Consider the following 18,602-nt stretch of genomic DNA (forward strand, 5'->3'; position numbering starts at 1 on the left):
CAGTACGAGGGGGATCCTCCGCCTTGCGATGCACCGCACCGGACGCCGCGAGCTTCCCGGTAAACCTTTCCGGTCGCAGCACTAGCGGTGCTGTCCGTGGGGCGGCTGGTGATACGGCTGCCCAGGGGGTGACAGATACGGGTTGTGGCCGCCGTACGGCTGGTACTGCTGCGGAACCGGCGCCGGGGCCATGTACCGCGGGCGCAGGCGGCCCGTCGCCTGTGCCGCGTACGCCAGGGCGGGGGCGGCCACCTCCCGGCGCTGCCAGAGATGGTGCAGCAGTTCCAGTTCACGTGCGCTGAAGTCCGGTTCCGCCGCCCCGCGGCCTGCCCGGCGGCGCAGGAACGCCAGGGACGTGGCGAACGACTCGTACTCGGCGACCGCCCGCGCCGCCGCCTTGCCGCGCGCCGTGGCCTGCGCCTTGGCGTGACTGCGTACCTGCGCCGCGATCCGGCTGTGAGCGCCGTGGGCGGGGCCGTAGGCAGCGGCGTACCCGTGCCCCGGGGCTCCGTACCCCGCTTGCGCGTGCTGCCGGCGCGCCAGGTCCCGGGCCAGGCCGCGGGCCCGCATCGAGGAGAGCGCGAGCGGCTCGGCCGGGGTCAGCCAGCCGGCGGCCGCGTACGCGGGCAGCTCGGTCGCCAGGGTGCGCAGCTCCCGCTGGCGCGACCAGATCGCCAGCCAGGTGACCAGTCCGAAGACCGGGACCATGAACACCCCGTACACGACATAGAAGCCGTACGGGCCGAACGTCCCCGAGCCGTTCCACAGGGCGTGCATGCCCATGGCGAGGACCAGTCCGAGCAGCGGCAGCGCGATGCGACGGATGCGGTGGCGGCGTGCGCTGAGCGCCGCGAAGCCGAAGCCCAGGCCGGTCAGCACGGTGAAGAGGGGATGCGCGAACGGCGTCATCACCCCTCGTACGAAGAAGGTCGCGGCCGTCACCGACGCCAGGCCCGAGTTGCCGATCTGCTGGTCCTCGCCGAACGCGTTGCCCAGATAGAGGATGTTCTCGGTGAAGGCGAAGCCCGTCGCCGTGAAGCCGGCGATGACGACGCCGGCGACGACACCGCCGAAGTCCCTTCGCCGGAACAGGAAGATCAGCAGGACGGCCGCCGCCTTCGCGCTCTCCTCGACGACCGGCGCTATCACCGTGGCCCCGAGGGTGTCCGCGCTCGCCGGGTCCGCGGTGGCCGTCGCGATCCAGCGGGTCGCGAACGAATTGGCGATGATCGCGACCAGGGCGGCGGCGCACGCACCCCAGGCGAAGGCGAACAGCAGATTCCGCCAGGGTTCGGGTTCGACCCGGTCCAGCCAGCGGAACGCCGTCATCAGGAGCGGGACGGGCAGCACGGCCAGACCGAGCCCGACCAGGAATCCTTCGGTGCCGGTCTGGGCGCGGACCAGGGCCAGGATCACCAGCCCGCACAGCGCGAGCACCGTGAAGACCGCGGCGATACGGAACGTCTTGCTCCGCCAGACCATGCCGACGCGGCGCGGGCGGTAGCGCCACTGACCCCGCTCCGGCACGGCCGCCAGGATCTCGCCGACCCGCTGCTCCTCGAGGAGCGGGACGGCCGGCTGCGACTGTTGCTGCTGGACAGACCCGTCGGACACCCCATGACCCTAACGAGGGGGAGTGACAGCTGACCATGGGGCGACGAGGTACGCGTGCCGCCCCGTCAGGAAATCCGCAGCTCAGCCACGGGTGAGGACCCGGCCGCGGCGGAAAGGTCAGCTACGGGCGAAGAGCAGGTCGTGCACGACGTGGCCCTTGTCCAGGCCCTGCCCCTCGAACCGGGTCAGCGGACGGAACGCGGGCCGCGGTGCGTAGCCGCCGTCCGCCGCCGTGTTCTCGAACAGGGGGTGCGTGGTCAGCACCTCGAGCATCTGCTCGGCGTACGGCTCCCAGTCGGTCGCACAGTGCAGCACGGCTCCCGGCTTCAGCCGCTGCGCCACCAGATCGAGGAACTCCGGCTGGATCAGGCGCCGCTTGTGGTGGCGCTTCTTGGGCCACGGGTCGGGGAAGTACACCCGGAGCCCGTCGAGCGAGTCCGGCGGCAGCATCTCGCGCAGCAGGATGATCGCGTCACCGTTGGCCACCCGGATGTTGGACAGTCCGTTCCGGTCCGCGAGACCGAGCAGATTGCCCTGGCCCGGGGTGTGCACATCGACGGCGAGTATGCCGGTGCCCGGGTCGTCGGCCGCCATCTGCGCGGTCGCCTCACCCATCCCGAAGCCGATCTCCAGCACGATCGGGAGCCCGTCGAACAGCTCGGGCAGGTCGAGGACCGACTGCCCGTCGATGTCCAGGCCCCACTTCGGCCAGAGCCGCTGCAGAGCGTCCTCCTGGCCGGGTGTGACACGGCTGCGGCGCGGCTGGAAGCTGCGGATCCGGCGCTCGTGGTGCGAACCGGCCGGATCGGCGGCGGGCCCGCCGGGGAAGCGCGGCTCCTGGCGCAGCCTGCGCTGCCGCTCGAAGGCGGCGGCACGCAGAGCGTGGGCCTCGTCGGTCTCGGGGGCGGGGTTCAAGGACTCAGACACAATGCCCCGATTCTACGGCGGGCGGCTTCCATCCCGTTCCCTGTGCCCGGAGCAGCGCCCTGCGTGCCACCTCCCGCCCGATGGGCAGAGAGGCCGTCGCGGCGGGCGACGGGGCGTTCAGCACGTGCACGGTGTGCGGGGCCTCGCGGATCAGGAAGTCGTCCACCAGCGTGCCGTCGCGCAGCACCGCCTGGGCCCTGACACCGGACGGGGCGGGGCGCAGGTCGTCCTCCGTGACCTCGGGCAGCAGCCGCCGGACGGCCGCGGTGAATGCGCTCCTCGACAGCGAACGGTGCACCTCGCCCGCCCCGTACCGCCAGTGTCTGCGTGCGATCTGCCAGGAGCCGGGCCAGGTCAGCGTGTCCGCGAGCTCACGCGGGCGTACGACCGGCCAGCTGTACCCCTCGCGGGCCAGCGCGGGCACCGCGTTCGGCCCGACGTGGACGCCGCCGTCATGGCCTCGGGTCAGGTGCACCCCGAGGAACGGGAACGCCGGATCCGGCACCGGGTAGACCAGCCCGCGCACCAGCTCCGGCCTGGTCAGCTCGTAGTACTCCCCGCGGAAGGGCACGATCCGCATGCCCGGCTCGTCGCCCGCGAGCCGCGCCACCCGGTCGCAGTGCAGCCCCGCGCAGTTGACCAGGACCCGGGCCCGCACGACGCGGCCGTCAGCCGTCCGCACCGCCACACCCCACGGGCGGCGGTCGATCGCCGTGACCTCCGCCCCGAACCTGATCAGCCCGCCCGCGCCGCGAACCTCGGCCGCGAGCCGCTCGGCAACCGCCTTGAAGTCGCACACCCCGGTCGTCCCGACCCGGATCGCCGCGAGCCCGCGGACCTGCGGCTCGTACTCCGCGATCCCCGAGGGCCCCAGCTCCCGCACCGGCAGCCCGTGCTCCCGGCCGCGCTGCACCAGGGCGTGCAGCCGGGGCAGCTCGGACCGCTCGGTCGCGACGATCAGCTTGCCGGTCACCGCGTGCGGAATGCCGTACTCCGCGCAGAAGTCGACCATCTCGGCGGCGCCGCGCACCGCATAGCGGGCCTTCAGCGAACCGGGGCGGTAGTAGATGCCACTGTGGATGACCCCGCTGTTGCGCCCCGTCTGGTGGCGCGCCGGGCCCCACTCCTTCTCCAATACCGTCACCCGCGTGCCCGGAGCGGTCCGCGTGAGGGCATACGCCGTCGACAGGCCGACGATCCCGCCGCCGATCACCAGCACATCGCAGTCGTACGCCGCGTGAGTCATCATCACGCCACCTCCCACCCCGATAGTGCACTGACCCACTGACATTGCACTCAAACCAGCGGAGGTCAGCGTGGCGCCCGGAATTCCGCCCCCGGTCGCCTGCGCGTCACCGGGAGGACCCCGCGCATACGTCCGAGAGGCTGCGGGCGCCCCGGGGAGGCCGTTACGCCGGAGCCACCAGCAGCGGCCGTGCCCGCTCGCGCAGCTCGGCAACGCGTGGCTCGTCCCCGTACGGTTCGAGGCGGTGCAGCAGGTCCCGTACGTACTCCGTGGTCCGCGCCGACGAGATGCGGCCGGCCACCTCGACCGCCCGGGTGCCCGCCGCGCAGGCCGCGTCCAGGTTGCCGGACTCCAGCTCGGCGACGGCCGAGACCACCAGCCGCAGCCCGTGCGAGCGCACGAACTCCTCGGTCGGCCGGGACAGTGCCTGTTCGGTGAAGCGCCGCACCTGCCGCGGGGCCTTCAGATCGCGGTAGCACTCCGCGGCGTCGGCGGCGAACCTGTCGTACGAGTAGAAGCCCAGCCACGACGGGTCCGCGTCGCCGTCCCGGGAACGCTCCAGCCAGCTCTCGGCGGCCTTCAGCGCGGCCCCCGCGGCCGCGGCGTCGCCCGCCTTCGCATGGGCCCGCGCCTCCACCAGCCGGAAGAAACTCATGGTGCGGGCGGTGGCGAGTCCGCGGTTGCGTTCGACGGCCGCCTGCGCGAGGTCGACTCCCTCGTCGGCGAAGCCGCGGTAGGTCGCCTGCAGCGACATCGACACGAGGACATATCCGCCGAGCGGCACGTCGGCCGCGGCCCGCGCGAGCCGCAGCGCCTGGATGTAGTACCGCTGGGCGGCCTCCTGCTGCCCGGTGTCGAACGCCATCCACCCGGCGAGTCTGGTCAGCTCGGCGGCGGCGCCGAAGAGCGCCCGGCCCACCTCGTCGCTGTACGAGCCGAGGAGCAGAGGCGCCGCATCCACCCGTAAACACTCCGGGACCATGGAGGAGCGCCAGTCGCCGCCGCCGTACTTGGAGTCCCAGCGGCGCGCGTCCTGGGCCGCCTCGCGGAGTTTGGTGACATCGCTGTGGCCGACGCGCAGCGGCGAGATGTCGTTCATGGAGTCCGGTCCCGGCTGTACGGGAATGCCGGGCGCACCGCCCGGCGCACCCGGCGGTGGCGGTGCACCGTGCGCGCCCTGCGTGCCGAGGATCGCCGCCTCGGCCGCCGACGAGTCGCGTGCCACCGACGGGTCGGCGGGGGTTATCAGCCAGCGGGACGCGGGCGTCGCGTACGCGCTCACCGAGAACGAGCCCGCCAGCGACTGCCAGATCCCGCCGCTGCCCGCCCGGCGCCCGGCCAGATCCAGCCGGTACAGCTCGGTCGCCGAACGCACCGCCTCGCCCACGTCGCGCGGGAAGGCCAGACCGACCTCCGGCGCCGGATCGGCGTCCGCGAGCCCGATCTCGTGCAGCGGGACCGGCCGGCCGAGCTTGGCGCCGATCGCCGCGGCGATGAGATGGGGTGCGGCACCCTGCGGCACCATGCCCTTCGAGACCCATCTCGCCACCGAGGTCTTGTCGTAGCGAAGTGTCAGTCCGCGCTGCGCCCCGAGGTCGTTGACCCGCCGGGCGAGCCCGGCGTTGCTGATTCCCGCGAGGGCGAGAACGGTTCCGAGCTTCTCGTTCGGCCCGCGTTGCTCCCTGGACATGCGCCACCCCTCGACACACAGACGGCAGCCGCGTCACCGAGGAGGCGCGCGGCATTCGTACTGTGTTCTCCCCAGGGACGGGCCCCGGCACTCCGACCGCACACGCATGTGGCCGAGCCCCGAGGAATATGCCTCCTGCCGAGAACCTCAGTAAACCCAGCGTAGTTCGCCGCATCCCTACCGTTAAGGGGCAGACGTCCGTATGGCGGGATTGTTGTCCGTACGTGCGGTGGGCGGACGATCGGCGTGCGGGGGACGGTCCCACCGCGACGCTCCGGCCGCCCTGTCGGACCCGCCCGGACGCCGCTGGGGACCCCGCCGGGCGAACTCCCCACGTGCTCCTGGCGTGTGGCCGTGCGCCCGGCCGTGCGCTCTGGCCCGGCCGACGGGGGAGCGCTTGCATGAGTGCTGCGTGGGTCGGCCCACTGCACTGGACTCAGTGGGCTGGGGGACACTGCCGCCTCATTCCCCGCAGGCGGCGGACCGGTCCGGGAGGCGAACCACGTCTCCCGGACTGTGCGTTCGGCGGGCCGCCGGAGCGGACCGGGGCCGGCGTGAGGGCAGCCGGTACGGGAGTGGCGGAGGGGCGTCGCGGAACCGGTCGGGCGACCTCGCATCAAAGCGGGATGGAACGGAGCATCGTGCGCGCCGGGAATCGGTTCCGGGGCTTGTCGTGCCCTCCGAGAATGGCCGAATGACGTCGGTCCGTCGCGGGTTGGGCCGGGCGATCCGCGGACACCCGGCGGGCTGTCGGCCCGCGGTCGACGGGTGGTTCCGGAGGTGGCCGGATTTCGGCCGGTACGACCCCGGGGCAACGGGGAAGGCAACAAACGGAACCTGTAGGTCCGTTGTGGCATCCCCCGGTGCGCGGGGATCGGCCGGCCCCGGCCGCCCTCCGGCTTTTGCCAGGGGCGCATGCGCTTGCGACGTGCGCCCTCCGTAGCCACTCCTGCGCGCCGTTGTCGTGGCAGCATGTTCCGCAACGGCGCTGCATGTTCTCGCAGTTCTCCCGGTACGAACCAGGTGCGCCGTTTTTGTCCACAGCCTGTGGAGGCGGCGATGCGTTGGTTGGTGGGGTGGAGCAGTATCGCCGCGAGCTTCGGCACGGTCGGCGCGGTCGGCGCAGCCGACGAGGGGCGCACCGTGCACCCCGTGGGCTCCCAACTCCTGTGGGGCGATCCGGATCCGCTCTGGGCGGTCGGCGACTGGCGCCCCGACGAGATCCGGATCGCCTCCGTCGAGACCGCCGAAGGCGCGCCCACCGCCCGCCTCGCCGTCCTCGGCTGCTGCAGCGCCACCGACGAGCAGCTCCGGCTCGGCCTCCTCGCCGCCCGCGGCGGCGCCCTGCGCCATCTCACCGCCTGGCCGGGCAGCTACACGGCCGTCGTCCAGATCGGCCGGAGGATCACCGTCGTCGGGGACCTCGCCGGAGCCCGCCCGGTCTTCTACACGCCCTGGGCGAGCGGTACGGCCTACGCGACCGCCGCACTCCCGCTCGCCGACCTCATCGAGGCGCAGCTGGACATCGGCCACCTGGCCGCGCTCCTCGCCTGCCCCGAGACGCCGGAGGCACTGCGCGACGGCACTCCGTACGTGGGCGTGAAGCGCATCCCGCCGGGGCACGCGCTCATCCTCCGCGAGGGCTCCCGCGAGATCACCGGGTACGAGCCGGTCGCCTCCCTCGCCGTCGCCGCCCCCCAGCTCGACCCGGTGAGCGCCGTGGACGGGGTGCGCGACGCATTGCTCGAAGCGGTACGCGCCAGGCTCCTGGCCCCCCGCCACGCGCCCGAGACGCTGCCGCCCGACCCGGGACCGGTCCCCGGCATGGGGCCCGCCGAACGTCGCGCCGCCCGCGGCGTGCCCGTCCCCGGCATCGGCGCCGACCTCTCCGGCGGCAGCGCCTCCGCCACCCTCGCCCTGCTCGCCGCAGGCCTGCCCGGACTCCCCGGCACCCTCCTCGGTCACGGCACGGGCGCGGGCGAGCGGCTGCTCGCCGTCACCTTCAACGACCTCACCACCCGCGACCACGAGGACGAACTCGAACGTGCCGCGGTCATCGCCGCCAACCCGCGGCTGCACCACGTCGTCGTCGCCGCGGGCGAGGAGGCACTGCCCTATGCCGACCTGGGCAGTGGCCCGCTCACCGACGAACCGGCCCCCTCCCTCGTCGTCGCCGAACGCCACCGCAGGCGCCTCGCCGCCGGCAGCGCCGACCACTTCGTCGGCGACGGCGCCCGGCAGGTCCTCGACGCCCACCCGGCCCGCCTCGCCGACCTCCTGATGGACCGCCGCCGACGCCACCTGCTGCGCCCGGTCGCCGCCCTCGCCAGAGCCGAAGGACCGTCCGCACACTCGCTGTTCGTACCGCTGACCGTCTACCGCGCGGCCCGCCGCCTGGCCCGTACGTCGTACCGCACGGGTCTCGAAACGGCTGCCGACCGGCTCCCGGACGCCAACCGCCGCGCGCCCGACCTCGGCACCCCCGCCGACGCCTCGCTCGCCGCGCTCACCTGGTCACGGCCGGGGCCCGCCGCCCGCTGGCTGACCGGGGAGGCGCTCGCGGAAGTGTCGGTCCGCCTCCAGGAGGCGGCGATCCGCCCCACTTCGGTCCAGCGTCCCGGCGAGGCCCGCGCCCGTGCCGCGCTCGCCCGGCACGCCGCCGACCACCGGATCCTGGAGCAGGCCGCCGAGATCCGCAGCCAGCGTCTGCACGCCCCTTTCCTCGACAATCAGGTGGTACGGGCTGCCCGCGCCCTGCCCGAATCGCTCCGCGTCCAGCCGGGCGCCCGCGCCGCCGTCCTGCGTCGCGTTCTCGCGGGCGCGGGCATCCACGAACTGCCGCCGGGCTGGGGCACCCCCTCCCAGGCGACTTCGACCGCGGTCAGCCGCACCGGTCTGCGCACCGCGCTCCCCGACCTGATCGCCCTCTTCGACGCCCCCCTGCTCGCCGACGCGGGTCTGATCGAGGCCCGGGTCGTACGAAAGGCCCTGCGCGCGGCTTCCGAGGGCGAACCACTGCCCCTGGACGGCCTCGCCGACCTGGCCGCCACGGAGCTCTGGCTCCGCCGCCTCGTCTCCCGCCGCGGCACCTGCTGGACGGGCACGGCGGCGCCGCGCCAGCGCGCGGTGGCGGGCGGAGTGGTCCCGGTCCGCCGCACCCTGCAACGCTGACCGCCCCCGATACCCGACACCGCTCGGCACGGGCTGGTTCCGACGGCACTGGCCCCCGGATCAGCGGCAGCTGATCCTCGACTCCGCCCAGTCGGCCAGTGCCACCCCGCCGAACGGGGCCGCCGGTTCCACGACGAGCCGGATCCGCTGCTGCCCCGCGATGCCGACCCTCATGGGTACGGCCGGATCGGTGCCGTTCATCAACGGGGATTGCCACAGCTGCACCCCGGCACCGTTGAACACGGAGAAGCGCACCGAGCCGAGCCCCGCCGTCAGATCGTCGACCCCGACCATCGCCTCGTAGCGGGTGCATGCCCGGTTCAGCTGGATGGTGACCGACGAACGGCCGTGCACGGTCACCCCGTGCGCGTACCGCGTGCCGCCGATCGACAGGCCCGAGCGCCGCCAGACCCAGCTGCTCTCACCCATCGACACCTCCGGCTCCGTGTGGTCACCGAGGAAGGAGTAGCGCAACTTGCTGACCTGGTAGACGACGGCCTGCGGTGCGGGTGGCGGAGGCGTGGGCGTGGGTTTCGGCGGCGCGGGGACCGGCGGCGTGGGCGTCGGCGTCGGCGTGGGCGTGGGTGTCGGCGTGGGCGTCGCCTTCGCCCTCGGCGGCGGAGTCGGTGTGGGCGCGGGCGGTGCGGGCGGGACGGGCGCGCTCGGAGGTTCGGGCTCCGGTGTCGGCTTCGGGGGCGGTGGCGACGGCACCGCGGGCGCCACCACCGGCGGTTTGGCCACGGGCTTGGCCTCCGGCTTCGGCTGCTCGTCACCGACCAGTGCCCAGACCAGACCGGCCGCGGCCGCGACAGCCACCGTCGCCGCGATACCGGCCTTGACCGGGGCGCCGAGCCCCTCCGAGGCCATGGCGCCACCGGCCGTACCGCCGGATGAACTCCCGCCCGTCGCCGCCGTGGCGGCACCTGCACCCGCCGTGGCGGCACCTGCACCCGCCGCGCCGGCCGCGCCGCCCGCCACGATCCCGGCGGCCTTGAGCGCGTACCCGGCGGCGAACCAGCCGACGACCGCGACCGGGAGCAGCGCCGGAATCCCGGCGTTGACATGTGCCAGCTCGCCCGCGGCGACCCGGCACTTCGCACACTCGTCCAGATGCTTGCGCAGCCCGCGTTCGGCCCGCATTCGCAGGCCGCCCCGGGCGTAGGCGCCGAGCCGGTCGGCATAGCGCGCACAGCCGCCGCCCGAAGTGAGCGACTGGCTCACATGCGCCTGCAGATACGCCTGCTTGAGCCCCTCACGAGCCCGGCTGGCCAGTACCGCCGTGGCATTGGCGGTCAGCCCGAACAGTGGCGCGATCTCGCTCGGCGACTCCTCCTCGACGGTGGTGTGCCACAGCACCGCCTGCCAGCGCTCCGGCAGACTGCGGAATGCCTGCATGGCCATCGACTGCTCGGCCTCGTGCATCGCCATGACGTCCGCGCCCAGATCGAGCGTGTCCGCGTCCGGCACCCCGGAGGAGTGGGACGCCTGCACGGCGAACACCGCGAAGTCATCGACCAGTTGCTCCCGCTTCGCCGTTCTCGTCCAGGCAGCGGCGACATGTCGTACCGCCGTCATGAGGTACGCCCGCACGGCCTCCTCGGGGCCTTTGCCACCCCGCACCGCCTGCAGAGTGCGGGCGAAGACCTCGGCCGTCAGGTCGTCGGCCGTGTGGGCGTCCCGGCAGCAGCTCCGGGCGTAGCGCCGCACACTGCCCGAGTGCCGTCGGAACAACTCCTCGTACGCGAGGTCGTCCCCGGACCGCATGTGCTGGATCAACTGGGCGTCGGAGAGCGCGAGTCCGGCCGACCCGGCATTGCTCCCACCTTCCCGCTGCATCGGCACGGTGGCCTCGGCCCCGGCGATGGCACGGGCACCGATGTCGGCATTGCCGTCCGCCGACGCGGACGGCCAGGGTCCGGGCAGCACGGCCCCGCCCTCGGTGTCACCGCCCGACCGCCCGGGGCCGGCCTGGCTCGGGACCGCCCGGAACGTCGGCTCACCGGCTGCCGCGCCCTCACCCACGACCGAGACGCCGTCGAGCGGTTCTTCCTGCTGCCCGTCACCGCTCATCGCGGAAGCCCCCGTATGCGCTTTCGGACCCGAACACCGGGCCAGCGTGCCACACGGCGCAATCACGGCGAACGTTCCGTCCCGGCAACCACTCGTCCGGGGTGTCTTCCCGAATGTGAGCACCAACGACCTGATCCACTCTCTATCGTGCACCAGGTCGTAAGGGCAGTCCCGTGGTCCCCGGTGGGCGCACGAGGACAGCTACGGCACCTCGCCGTGTTGTCGAAACGCCCGAATGCGCCCCGTATGAGGAGGCTCCTCCGCTTTGCGATGCACCGCATCCGACGCCGCGCGCTGTTCCGCCAGGGATGACGGGACAGCCCTTAGGGGAGTTCACAAAATGGGCGCCCTGCTCGCGGCGCCCATTTTGTGAACTCCTCTAAGCGGGCACTCGAATGGGGAAGGATCAACGAGCTTCCGGCGCAGCCGAGTTGCCGAACGTGCCGCTTCGCATGAGGACCGCACCGACTCCTCACGCCACCCGTCACGGACCCGACGCCCCGCGCGGGGGCCCGACGGCGCCCGAACGTCGGGCCGACCGAAGGTCCGCCGAGCTGCCCGCGCGCCCGAGCCACCCGGACGCCCGGGCCCACGCGCACCCCCGAGCCCACCCGCGAGCCCGGGCTCACGCACACCCGAGCTCACCCGTCATGCGGTCCCGCTCATGTCGTCCCGGTCATGCAGGGCGCGAACGCAGCCCCTCCAGCAGGATGTCCAGCAGTCGGGCCGAAGCGGCAGCCTGCTGAGCCGCATCCGGCAGGGCGGGCGCCGCCGTCGCGATGACCAGCAGCACGTCCGCCACCGTCACATCGCGCCGCAGCTCACCCGCCGCCCGCGCACGATCGACCAGGCGGCCCACGACCTCCAGCAGTTCGGCCGTGCCCGCGCCCTCGCCCGAGAGCCCGTCGTCGTCGGCCGGGCGCCGGCCGGCGACCCGGAGATCGGCCTGCCCCGCCCCCTGCCGCTGATGAGGAACCCGCGCCTCATCCCGGACATCCCGGACATCTCCGGAGCCCGCAGCCGAGGCCGCGCCAACATCCTGCGCAACTCCCGCGTCCCCGACCACCGTCGAGTCGTCGACATCGACCCCGACCCGCAGCACCTGCGGTGGCAGCAGCCGCCCCGCGCCCGAGGCCACGGAGGTCCGCAGGAAGCGCGAGAGCGCCGACCACGGCTCGTCCTCCTGCCCCAGCGCGGTCCGCGCCTGGTCGGTCAGCCGGGAGGTCTCCTCCTCGGCTATCCGGCGCACCAGCACGTCCTTGCTCGGGAAACGCCGGTACACCGTGCCGACCCCGACCCGGGCGCGGCGTGCCACGTCCTCCATCGGAGCCCCGTACCCCAGCTCGCCGAACACCTCGCGTGCGGCCCGCAGTACATGCTCCAGATTTCGCTGTGCGTCCACGCGCAGCGGCGCCGAGCGGCCGACGGTGGAGCCGGAGCCGACAGTCGTTCCCGCCGCGCTCACCGTACCGACTGTGCCGATTCGTCCGTTTCCTTCGGACGAGACAGCAGCAGTCTGCCAATGCGAATCCTGAATATGCATAACTCTTCCCCCGGTTATGACGTCTCCCCCCGGAGACTTCCCGCCGTGTCAGTCGGGGAGTGGATCATCGTCCCTGCCCGACACCCCGACGACATACGAACATAGTTGAGCCCGGGTCAATTCAGAAGAGGGCAGTTCCGCACGGTGCGCCCCCCGATCGGAGCAAGGACCGGTTGATTTCTGATTCCACCCCTCGCCATCACCCCCACTGCAACGTCTGACCTGCGCAGCTTCCGTATTGCCCTGGTGGCCGACCCCAGGGGCCCATCCGGAACCTCCGGTCACACAATTTGCCGGGGCTGTGGACAAATACCTGAGCACGTTGCGTCATGGGGAGGTGATGGCTTCAGATTCCCGGGGGACACCCCCCGGCCCGCCGCCGGGTGTGCGCATCCTCGTCATCGGCGGCGGCTACGTCGGGATGTACACAGCGCTGCGTCTCCAGCGGAAGCTGAAGCAGAGACTCAAGTCCGGCGAGGCCGAGATCGTCGTCGTCACGCCCGAGCCCTACATGACGTATCAGCCGTTCCTGCCCGAGGCGGCCGCAGGCTCGATCTCGCCGCGCCACGTCGTCGTACCGCTCCGCCGCGTGCTGGCGCAGTGCACGATCGTCATCGGCGAGGCGCAGCGCATCGACCACGCCAAGGGCACCGCGACCGTCACCACGCTCGCCACCGGCGAGGACGGCACCGGCGCCCTGGAGATCCCGTACGACGAGATCGTCATCGCACCCGGCTCCGTCTCGCGCACCCTCCCGATCCCCGGCCTCGCCGACCACGGCATCGGCTTCAAGACCATCGAGGAGGCCATCGGCCTGCGCAACCATGTCATCGAGCAGATGGACATCGCCTCCGCCACCCGCGACCCGGCCATCCGCGACGCCGCCCTCACCTTCGTCTTCGTCGGCGGCGGCTACGCAGGCGTGGAGGCGCTCGCCGAACTCGAGGACATGGCCCGCTACACCTCGCGCTACTACCACAACATCAAGGCAGAGGACCTGAAATGGATCCTCGTCGAGGCGTCCGACCGGATCCTGCCGGAGGTCGGCGACGCGATGGGCATGTACGCCGTACGGGAGCTGCGCGGCCGCAATATCGACGTACGCCTCGGCACCCGGCTGGACTCCTGCGAGGACCGGGTCGCCGTCCTCAGCGACGGCTCCCGCTTCCCGACCCGCACGCTGGTGTGGACCGCAGGCGTCAAGCCCGCCCCGATCCTCGCCGCCACCGATCTGCCCCTCACCGAGCGCGGCAGGCTCCGCTGCACCGCGCAGCTGGCCGTCGAGGGCGCCGAACACGCCTGGGCCGCCGGGGACGCCGCGGCCGTTCCCGATCTGACGGCCGGTGAACCGGGCAAGGAGACCGCGCCCAACGCCCAGCACGCGGTGCGCCAGGCCAAAGTCCTCGCCGAGAACATCCTCGCGGCGATCAGCGGCGAACCGCTCGAGGACTACCGGCACAGCTACGCGGGCTCCGTCGCCTCGCTCGGCCTCCACAAGGGCGTCGCCCATGTCTACGGACGCAAGCTCAAGGGCTATCCGGCCTGGCTGATGCACCGTACGTACCACCTGAGCAGGGTCCCGACCTTCAACCGGAAGGCCCGCGTCCTTGCCGAATGGACCCTCGCCGGACTCTTCAAACGCGAGATCGTCTCCCTCGGTTCGCTGGAACATCCACGCGCCGAATTCGAACTCGCCGCCGGGGGCAGACACACCGGAAACGACGGTCCACCCAAGCAGAATGGCTGACTGTCAGTACGGTCCGTCACACTGGACGTGTGACCATAGGTGGGTCCACACCTGCACAGAGTGACCCGGTCGACCGTGACCGACAGTGACCAGTACGAGGCCCGGCTGCGCCTCACCGGGGGTCCGGCCCCCGGTGCCCCCGACCCCGGCGGAAGAAAGCCGGTAGCAGAACCGGAAGCAGAACCGGAAGCAGAACCGGCAGAGGAAGCAGCCCGCCCGAGCGGACCAGACCGACACACGAGGCCAGAATTTCCGTGAACTTCACGCGTTGGAGCGCCCGCCTACCAGGAACGCAGCGTCGCGCCGCTACCCGGGACAACCGCAGTTCGGTGCCCGCGGCCCGCGGCGAGTACGCCGGGGCCGGGCCAGGGTCCGCCACACCGGACGGAAACACCCCCAAGGCCTTCGGAGAGGTCTCCGGACCGGCCTCCGAACCGGCCCCCGGACCCGCGCTGGAGGATCTCTCCGCCCGCGAGCTCCTCGGTCGGCTGCCTGCCCCGGTCGCCCTGGTGTACGGCCCCGACCACCGCATCGCCTACGTCAACGACGCCTACGCGGCGGCCTTCGGTCCCCGCCCCACCGGCGCCACGGCGGCCGATGCGATGCCGGAGCTCGACGAGCTCAGCCTGCTGCCCCTCATGGATCAGGTCCTGCGCAGCGGCACGCCCCGTACGGTCAAGTCCCGCAAGGTCCGCAACGGCAGCTCGTACACCGTGACCTGCACCGCGGTCGCCACGCCCGCCGCCCACGCCAAGGAGGACGGCAGCGGAGAGGGGAGCGAGAGCGGTGTTCTCGTCTACGCGGCCGACGTCACCGACCACGCCGAAGCGGCCGAGCGCCTCCGCACCAGCGAGCGCCGCCACCGCGAGACAGCCGTCACCCTCCAGCGCTCCCTGCTCCCGCAGGAGCTGGAGCAGCCCGACGATCTGCGGATCGCCGCCACATACCAGCCGGGCGGCACGGACGCGGCGGTCGGCGGCGACTGGTACGACGTCATCACCCTCGGCGCGGGCCGCACCGCGCTCGTCATCGGGGACGTGATGGGCCGCGGGGTGCGCGCCGCCGCGGTGATGGGCCAGCTCCGCACCGCCGTCCGCGCCTACGCCCGCCTCGACCTCCCACCGCACGAGGTGTTGCAGCTGCTCGACGGTCTCGCCGCCGAGATCGACGCCAGCCAGATCGCCACCTGCGCCTACGCGGTCCACGATCCGAACGAGGGCCGGCTCGTCTACGCCTCCGCCGGCCACCTCCCGATCCTCGTCCGCGACGAGGACGGTTCGGTGCGCCGCGCCGAGGACCCGACCGGACCGCCGCTCGGCACCGGAGGCTGGATCCACACGTCGGGCACGATCGCGCTGCCGCCCGGCTCCACCGCCGTCCTCTACACGGACGGTCTCGTGGAACGCCGCAGCGAGGACATCGACGAGGGGGTCGCGGCCCTGGAGCGCGCCCTCTCCGGCGCCAAGGGATCACCGCAGGTGGTCTGCGACCGTCTCATCCGCTCCCTCGGGGTCACCGCCGAACACGACGACGACGTGGCGGTGCTGGTGGTCCAGCACCCGGCCCGCACGGGGGCGAACGCGGAGCTGTTCCACAACGCCTCGCTCGATCTCCTCGGCGGCATCGAAGCGGCCCCGCGGGCCCGTGCCTTCGCCACCGGCGTCCTGACGTCGTGGCGGTTCCCGGTGGAACTGTGCGACCTGGGCGTCCTCGCCGCCAGCGAACTGGTGGCGAACTCCCTTCAGCACGGCACCCCGCCGATGCGCCTGGGGCTGCGCCGCACCGACCGCCGCCTGATCATCGAGGTGACCGACGGCGACGACCACCTGCCGCGCCGGCGCCGCGCCGAGCCGGCGGACGAAGCGGGCCGCGGCATCTCCATCGTCGCGACGATCGCCTCGTCCTGGGGCAGCCGCCGCACACCTGGCGGCGGCAAAGCGGTCTGGTGCGAGTTCGCGCTGCCTCAGTGAGCGGCAGCAGGAGCCGACGCCGAAACCACAGGAGCCGCAACAGGGGCCGCAACGGGGGCCGCAACGGGGGCGGTCGCCGACTCGGCCGTCGCTATGGCTGTCTCCTCGGCGTCCGGTACCGACAGGGCCACCACCCGCGACGGCACCACCGCGAGCGAAGGCTGATCCTGTACGGGGGTGAGCCGGCGCCCCAGCCGCAGTGCGAGCACCGTGATGCCCAGCGAGAACAGCACGAACGTCACGATGTACGGCCCGTGCAGCGAGGCCCCCATCGGCCCGCCCACGGCCGGACCGACCGCCAACGCGAGCTGCTTGACCAGGGCGAAGGCCGAGTTGTACTGACCGACCATCGACTCCGGCGCCAGATCGGCGACCAGCGGCGCGACCGTCGGCGAGAGCATCGACTCACCGAGTCCGAACAGGGCGTACGTGGAGATCATCGCGGCCGTCGCCATGGTCTGGCTGCCGTGCCCGAGCCCCGCGTACCCCGCCACGATCCAGGCGAACGCCCAGATCAGCCCGACCGCGGCAATGACCCGGCTGCGCTTGCGGCGCTCCACCAGTCGCAGCACGACGAACTGCGCCACGACGATGACCGCGGTGTTGGCGGCCAGCGCGATGCCCAGCGTCGAGGGCTCGATCCCGGCAGCCTCGGTGCCGTATGCCGCAAGCCCGGACTCGAACTGCCCGTAGCAGGCGAAGAACAGCACGAAGCCCAGCACACACAGCTGCACCATCGCCCGGTGCGAGAGCAGCATCCGCAACCCGCCCTTCGCGGCGGACCCGTCGGTGGGCCTGGCGTCCGCGAACGCGGGGGAATGAGGCATCCGCACCGTCACCGCGACGACGCCGAGCACGATGAACATCGCCGCCTCGATCAGGAACAGCAGCGTGAAGGTCTCCGGCCGGCTCGTGTCGACGATCTGCCCGCCGACCAGACCACCGATGCCGAGCCCCAGGTTCTGCAGGAAGAACTGCATCGCGAAGGCGCGCGTGCGGGTGGCGGCGCCGGAGCACTGGACGAGCATCGTGGCGAGCGCCGGCGACATGACGGCCGTGCCCGCACCGAGGACGGCGGCCGACAGCACGGCGGTCGTCACGTTCGACGAAAGCCCGAGGGCCGCCGCGCCCACGGACGCCACCACGGCGGCGACGATCAGTACCGGCATCGGACCGCGCCGGTCGATGGCCCGTCCGGTGAACGGCAGGACTGCCAGCGCTGCCATGGCGAAGACAGCCAGCACGACTCCCGCCGTACCGGCGCCCAGATCCCGCACCTGTGCCACATAGACGTACAGATACGGAACGGTGAACCCCACACCGAACGCGCTCAGCGCGCTCCCCAGCTGGATCCGCCGCAGCGCTGCGCCCATTTCCCTGGTCACACTCACCTACCTCAAGCTCACGAAGGACTCACGTCCAAAGACTTCAACAGTAAAGTTCGAAGCTCAACAATACAGACCGAAGGACTTCGACGCCAATGAAAGGCGTGCCATACTGCCCGCCATGTCTGACACCACCGAGCCCTCCGGCCTCCAGGAGCCGAGCCTCGACGAGCAGATCGCCGCTTATCAGCGCGAGTTCCGCGACCTGGATCCCCAGGTCGAGCAGGTCGTCTCGGCCCTCGGCCGGCTGAATCGCCGGATGAACGTCGGGTACGGACGCCAGCTGGCCGACCTCGGCATCAGCAACGCCGAGTGGGAGGTCCTCAAGACCCTCGTCGTGGCGGGCTCCCCCTACCGGCTGGGCCCGGGGGAGCTGGCCAAGCGCCTCGGTCTCACTCCGGCGGCGATGACCCACCGCATCGACCGCATGGCGAACGAGGGTCTGGTCACGCGGGACCGCGACGAGAACAACCGCGTACGCGTCATCGTCGAACTGACCGATGAAGGACGTACGAAGTGGCTGGAGGCGATGCGCATGGCATCAGCCTTCGAGGGGGACCTGCTGCAGGACCTCTCGGGCGAGGAGCGCGGAGCCCTCGGCGAGATGCTGATCCGCCTCCTGCGCAGGGTCGAGCACACCCAGCCGGACGCCAGCGGCCGCCTCACGGACCTGGACTGACCCGCGCCGGACGGGGACACACGGGGCCGGGGGCACGCCGGAAAACGGCTTGACCTGGCGGAGTTGACACGCCCCTGCCCGATCCGTAAGGTTCTCCGAGTTGCCACGGAGCCGGAACGGTTCTGCGACAACCGATCCCGCCGCGAATGCGGCAACTCAAACTCAGCACGATCTCCCATTCGGGACGATTTCGGCATGCCGGAATTCATTTCGAAGGCTCGATTATGAACCGCCGGGAAAATCCGCTAGAGTTTGGACGTCGGAACGGCCCAACGGCCGGGAAGACAAGCCCCGCTGACTGGGAATCAGGCCCGAAAGGATCTGATAGAGTCGGACTCGCCGGAAAGGGAAACGCGAAAGCGAAGAACTGGAAAGCGGAACCCGCTTCGACCGGGAATCGGACACGAAAGAGTCTGATAGAGTCGGAAACGCAAGACCGAAGGGAAAGCCCGGAGGAAAGCCCGAGAGGGTGAGTACAAAGGAAGCGTCCGTTCCTTGAGAACTCAACAGCGTGCCAAAAGTCAACGCCAGATATGTTGATACCCCGGCCTGCTTCGGCA

At 72.0% G+C, this 18,602-nt stretch carries 11 protein-coding genes; 4 read left to right on the forward strand and 7 right to left on the reverse strand.

Annotation, left to right across the window (positions count from 1 at the left end):
• Positions 1–81: 81 nt before the first annotated feature.
• The 4 genes from ACFU8W_RS07215 to ACFU8W_RS07230 all read right to left on the reverse strand — a co-directional run bounded on the left by ACFU8W_RS07215 (position 82) and on the right by ACFU8W_RS07230 (position 5,477).
• Positions 82–1,614 carry a PrsW family intramembrane metalloprotease gene (locus ACFU8W_RS07215; protein WP_384032934.1) on the reverse strand — a complete coding sequence of 511 codons (1,533 nt, stop codon included), beginning with the start codon at positions 1,612–1,614 and terminating at the stop codon, positions 82–84.
• Positions 1,615–1,731: 117 nt separating this feature from the next.
• Positions 1,732–2,541 carry a tRNA (guanosine(46)-N7)-methyltransferase TrmB gene (gene trmB / locus ACFU8W_RS07220; protein WP_384032938.1) on the reverse strand — a complete coding sequence of 270 codons (810 nt, stop codon included), beginning with the start codon at positions 2,539–2,541 and terminating at the stop codon, positions 1,732–1,734.
• Positions 2,534–3,790: an L-2-hydroxyglutarate oxidase gene (gene lhgO, locus ACFU8W_RS07225; RefSeq protein WP_384032941.1), complete on the reverse strand. Its 1,257-nt coding sequence runs from the start codon at positions 3,788–3,790 to the stop codon at positions 2,534–2,536. The genes trmB and lhgO overlap by 8 nt, the downstream gene beginning before the upstream one ends.
• A gap of 160 nt (positions 3,791–3,950) precedes the next feature.
• Positions 3,951–5,477 (reverse strand): sporulation protein, encoded by a 1,527-nt coding sequence (locus tag ACFU8W_RS07230; RefSeq protein ID WP_345512473.1) that lies wholly within the window; start codon positions 5,475–5,477, stop codon positions 3,951–3,953.
• Positions 5,478–6,536: 1,059 nt separating this feature from the next.
• On the opposite strand from ACFU8W_RS07230, the gene ACFU8W_RS07235 reads away from it, so the two are divergent.
• Positions 6,537–8,648, forward strand: a complete 2,112-nt coding sequence (locus ACFU8W_RS07235) for an asparagine synthase-related protein (protein WP_384032944.1) — start codon at positions 6,537–6,539, stop codon at positions 8,646–8,648.
• 60 nt (positions 8,649–8,708) lie between these two features.
• On the opposite strand, the gene ACFU8W_RS07240 is transcribed toward ACFU8W_RS07235, so the two are convergent.
• Complete coding sequence (locus ACFU8W_RS07240; protein ID WP_384032947.1) at positions 8,709–10,718, reverse strand: sigma-70 family RNA polymerase sigma factor; 2,010 nt, start codon at positions 10,716–10,718, stop codon at positions 8,709–8,711.
• 676 nt (positions 10,719–11,394) lie between these two features.
• The gene (locus ACFU8W_RS07245) at positions 11,395–12,261 is read right to left on the reverse strand and encodes a TetR/AcrR family transcriptional regulator (RefSeq protein ID WP_384032950.1); all 867 of its coding nucleotides are present in this window, start codon (positions 12,259–12,261) and stop codon (positions 11,395–11,397) included.
• Between the two features lie 340 nt (positions 12,262–12,601).
• Between ACFU8W_RS07245 and ACFU8W_RS07250 the strand changes: the two genes are divergently transcribed.
• Together ACFU8W_RS07250 and ACFU8W_RS07255 are read left to right on the forward strand one after the other, a co-directional pair.
• Positions 12,602–14,008 carry an NAD(P)/FAD-dependent oxidoreductase gene (locus ACFU8W_RS07250; RefSeq protein ID WP_384032953.1) on the forward strand — a complete coding sequence of 469 codons (1,407 nt, stop codon included), beginning with the start codon at positions 12,602–12,604 and terminating at the stop codon, positions 14,006–14,008.
• A 254-nt stretch (positions 14,009–14,262) separates the two neighbouring features.
• Positions 14,263–15,978 (forward strand): SpoIIE family protein phosphatase, encoded by a 1,716-nt coding sequence (locus tag ACFU8W_RS07255; protein ID WP_384032956.1) that lies wholly within the window; start codon positions 14,263–14,265, stop codon positions 15,976–15,978.
• Here the strand turns inward: ACFU8W_RS07255 and ACFU8W_RS07260 are convergent.
• Complete coding sequence (locus tag ACFU8W_RS07260) at positions 15,972–17,351, reverse strand: MFS transporter (RefSeq protein WP_384033041.1); 1,380 nt, start codon at positions 17,349–17,351, stop codon at positions 15,972–15,974. The two genes, ACFU8W_RS07255 and ACFU8W_RS07260, sit on opposite strands and share 7 nt — an antisense overlap.
• Before the next feature lie 133 nt (positions 17,352–17,484).
• Here ACFU8W_RS07260 and ACFU8W_RS07265 point away from each other — a divergent pair, with 133 nt between their 5' ends.
• Positions 17,485–18,042, forward strand: a complete 558-nt coding sequence (locus tag ACFU8W_RS07265) for a MarR family winged helix-turn-helix transcriptional regulator (RefSeq protein WP_384032959.1) — start codon at positions 17,485–17,487, stop codon at positions 18,040–18,042.
• Positions 18,043–18,602 lie beyond the last annotated feature (560 nt).

Source organism: Streptomyces sp. NPDC057565, assembly GCF_042801455.1.
In the GTDB taxonomy this organism is placed as follows: Bacteria; Actinomycetota; Actinomycetes; order Streptomycetales; family Streptomycetaceae; genus Streptomyces; species Streptomyces yanii.

Excerpts from the sequence above, each read along its gene's own strand:
- ACFU8W_RS07240 (WP_384032947.1), bottom strand. The coding sequence starts at position 10,718 with ATGAGCGGTGACGGGCAGCAGGAAGAACCGCTCGACGGCGTCTCGGTC.
- ACFU8W_RS07230 (WP_345512473.1), bottom strand. The coding sequence starts at position 5,477 with ATGTCCAGGGAGCAACGCGGGCCGAACGAGAAGCTCGGAACCGTTCTC.
- ACFU8W_RS07260 (WP_384033041.1), bottom strand. The coding sequence starts at position 17,351 with ATGGGCGCAGCGCTGCGGCGGATCCAGCTGGGGAGCGCGCTGAGCGCG.
- lhgO (WP_384032941.1), bottom strand. The coding sequence starts at position 3,790 with ATGATGACTCACGCGGCGTACGACTGCGATGTGCTGGTGATCGGCGGC.
- ACFU8W_RS07235 (WP_384032944.1), top strand. The coding sequence starts at position 6,537 with ATGCGTTGGTTGGTGGGGTGGAGCAGTATCGCCGCGAGCTTCGGCACG.
- ACFU8W_RS07245 (WP_384032950.1), bottom strand. The coding sequence starts at position 12,261 with ATGCATATTCAGGATTCGCATTGGCAGACTGCTGCTGTCTCGTCCGAA.
- ACFU8W_RS07250 (WP_384032953.1), top strand. The coding sequence starts at position 12,602 with ATGGCTTCAGATTCCCGGGGGACACCCCCCGGCCCGCCGCCGGGTGTG.
- ACFU8W_RS07265 (WP_384032959.1), top strand. The coding sequence starts at position 17,485 with ATGTCTGACACCACCGAGCCCTCCGGCCTCCAGGAGCCGAGCCTCGAC.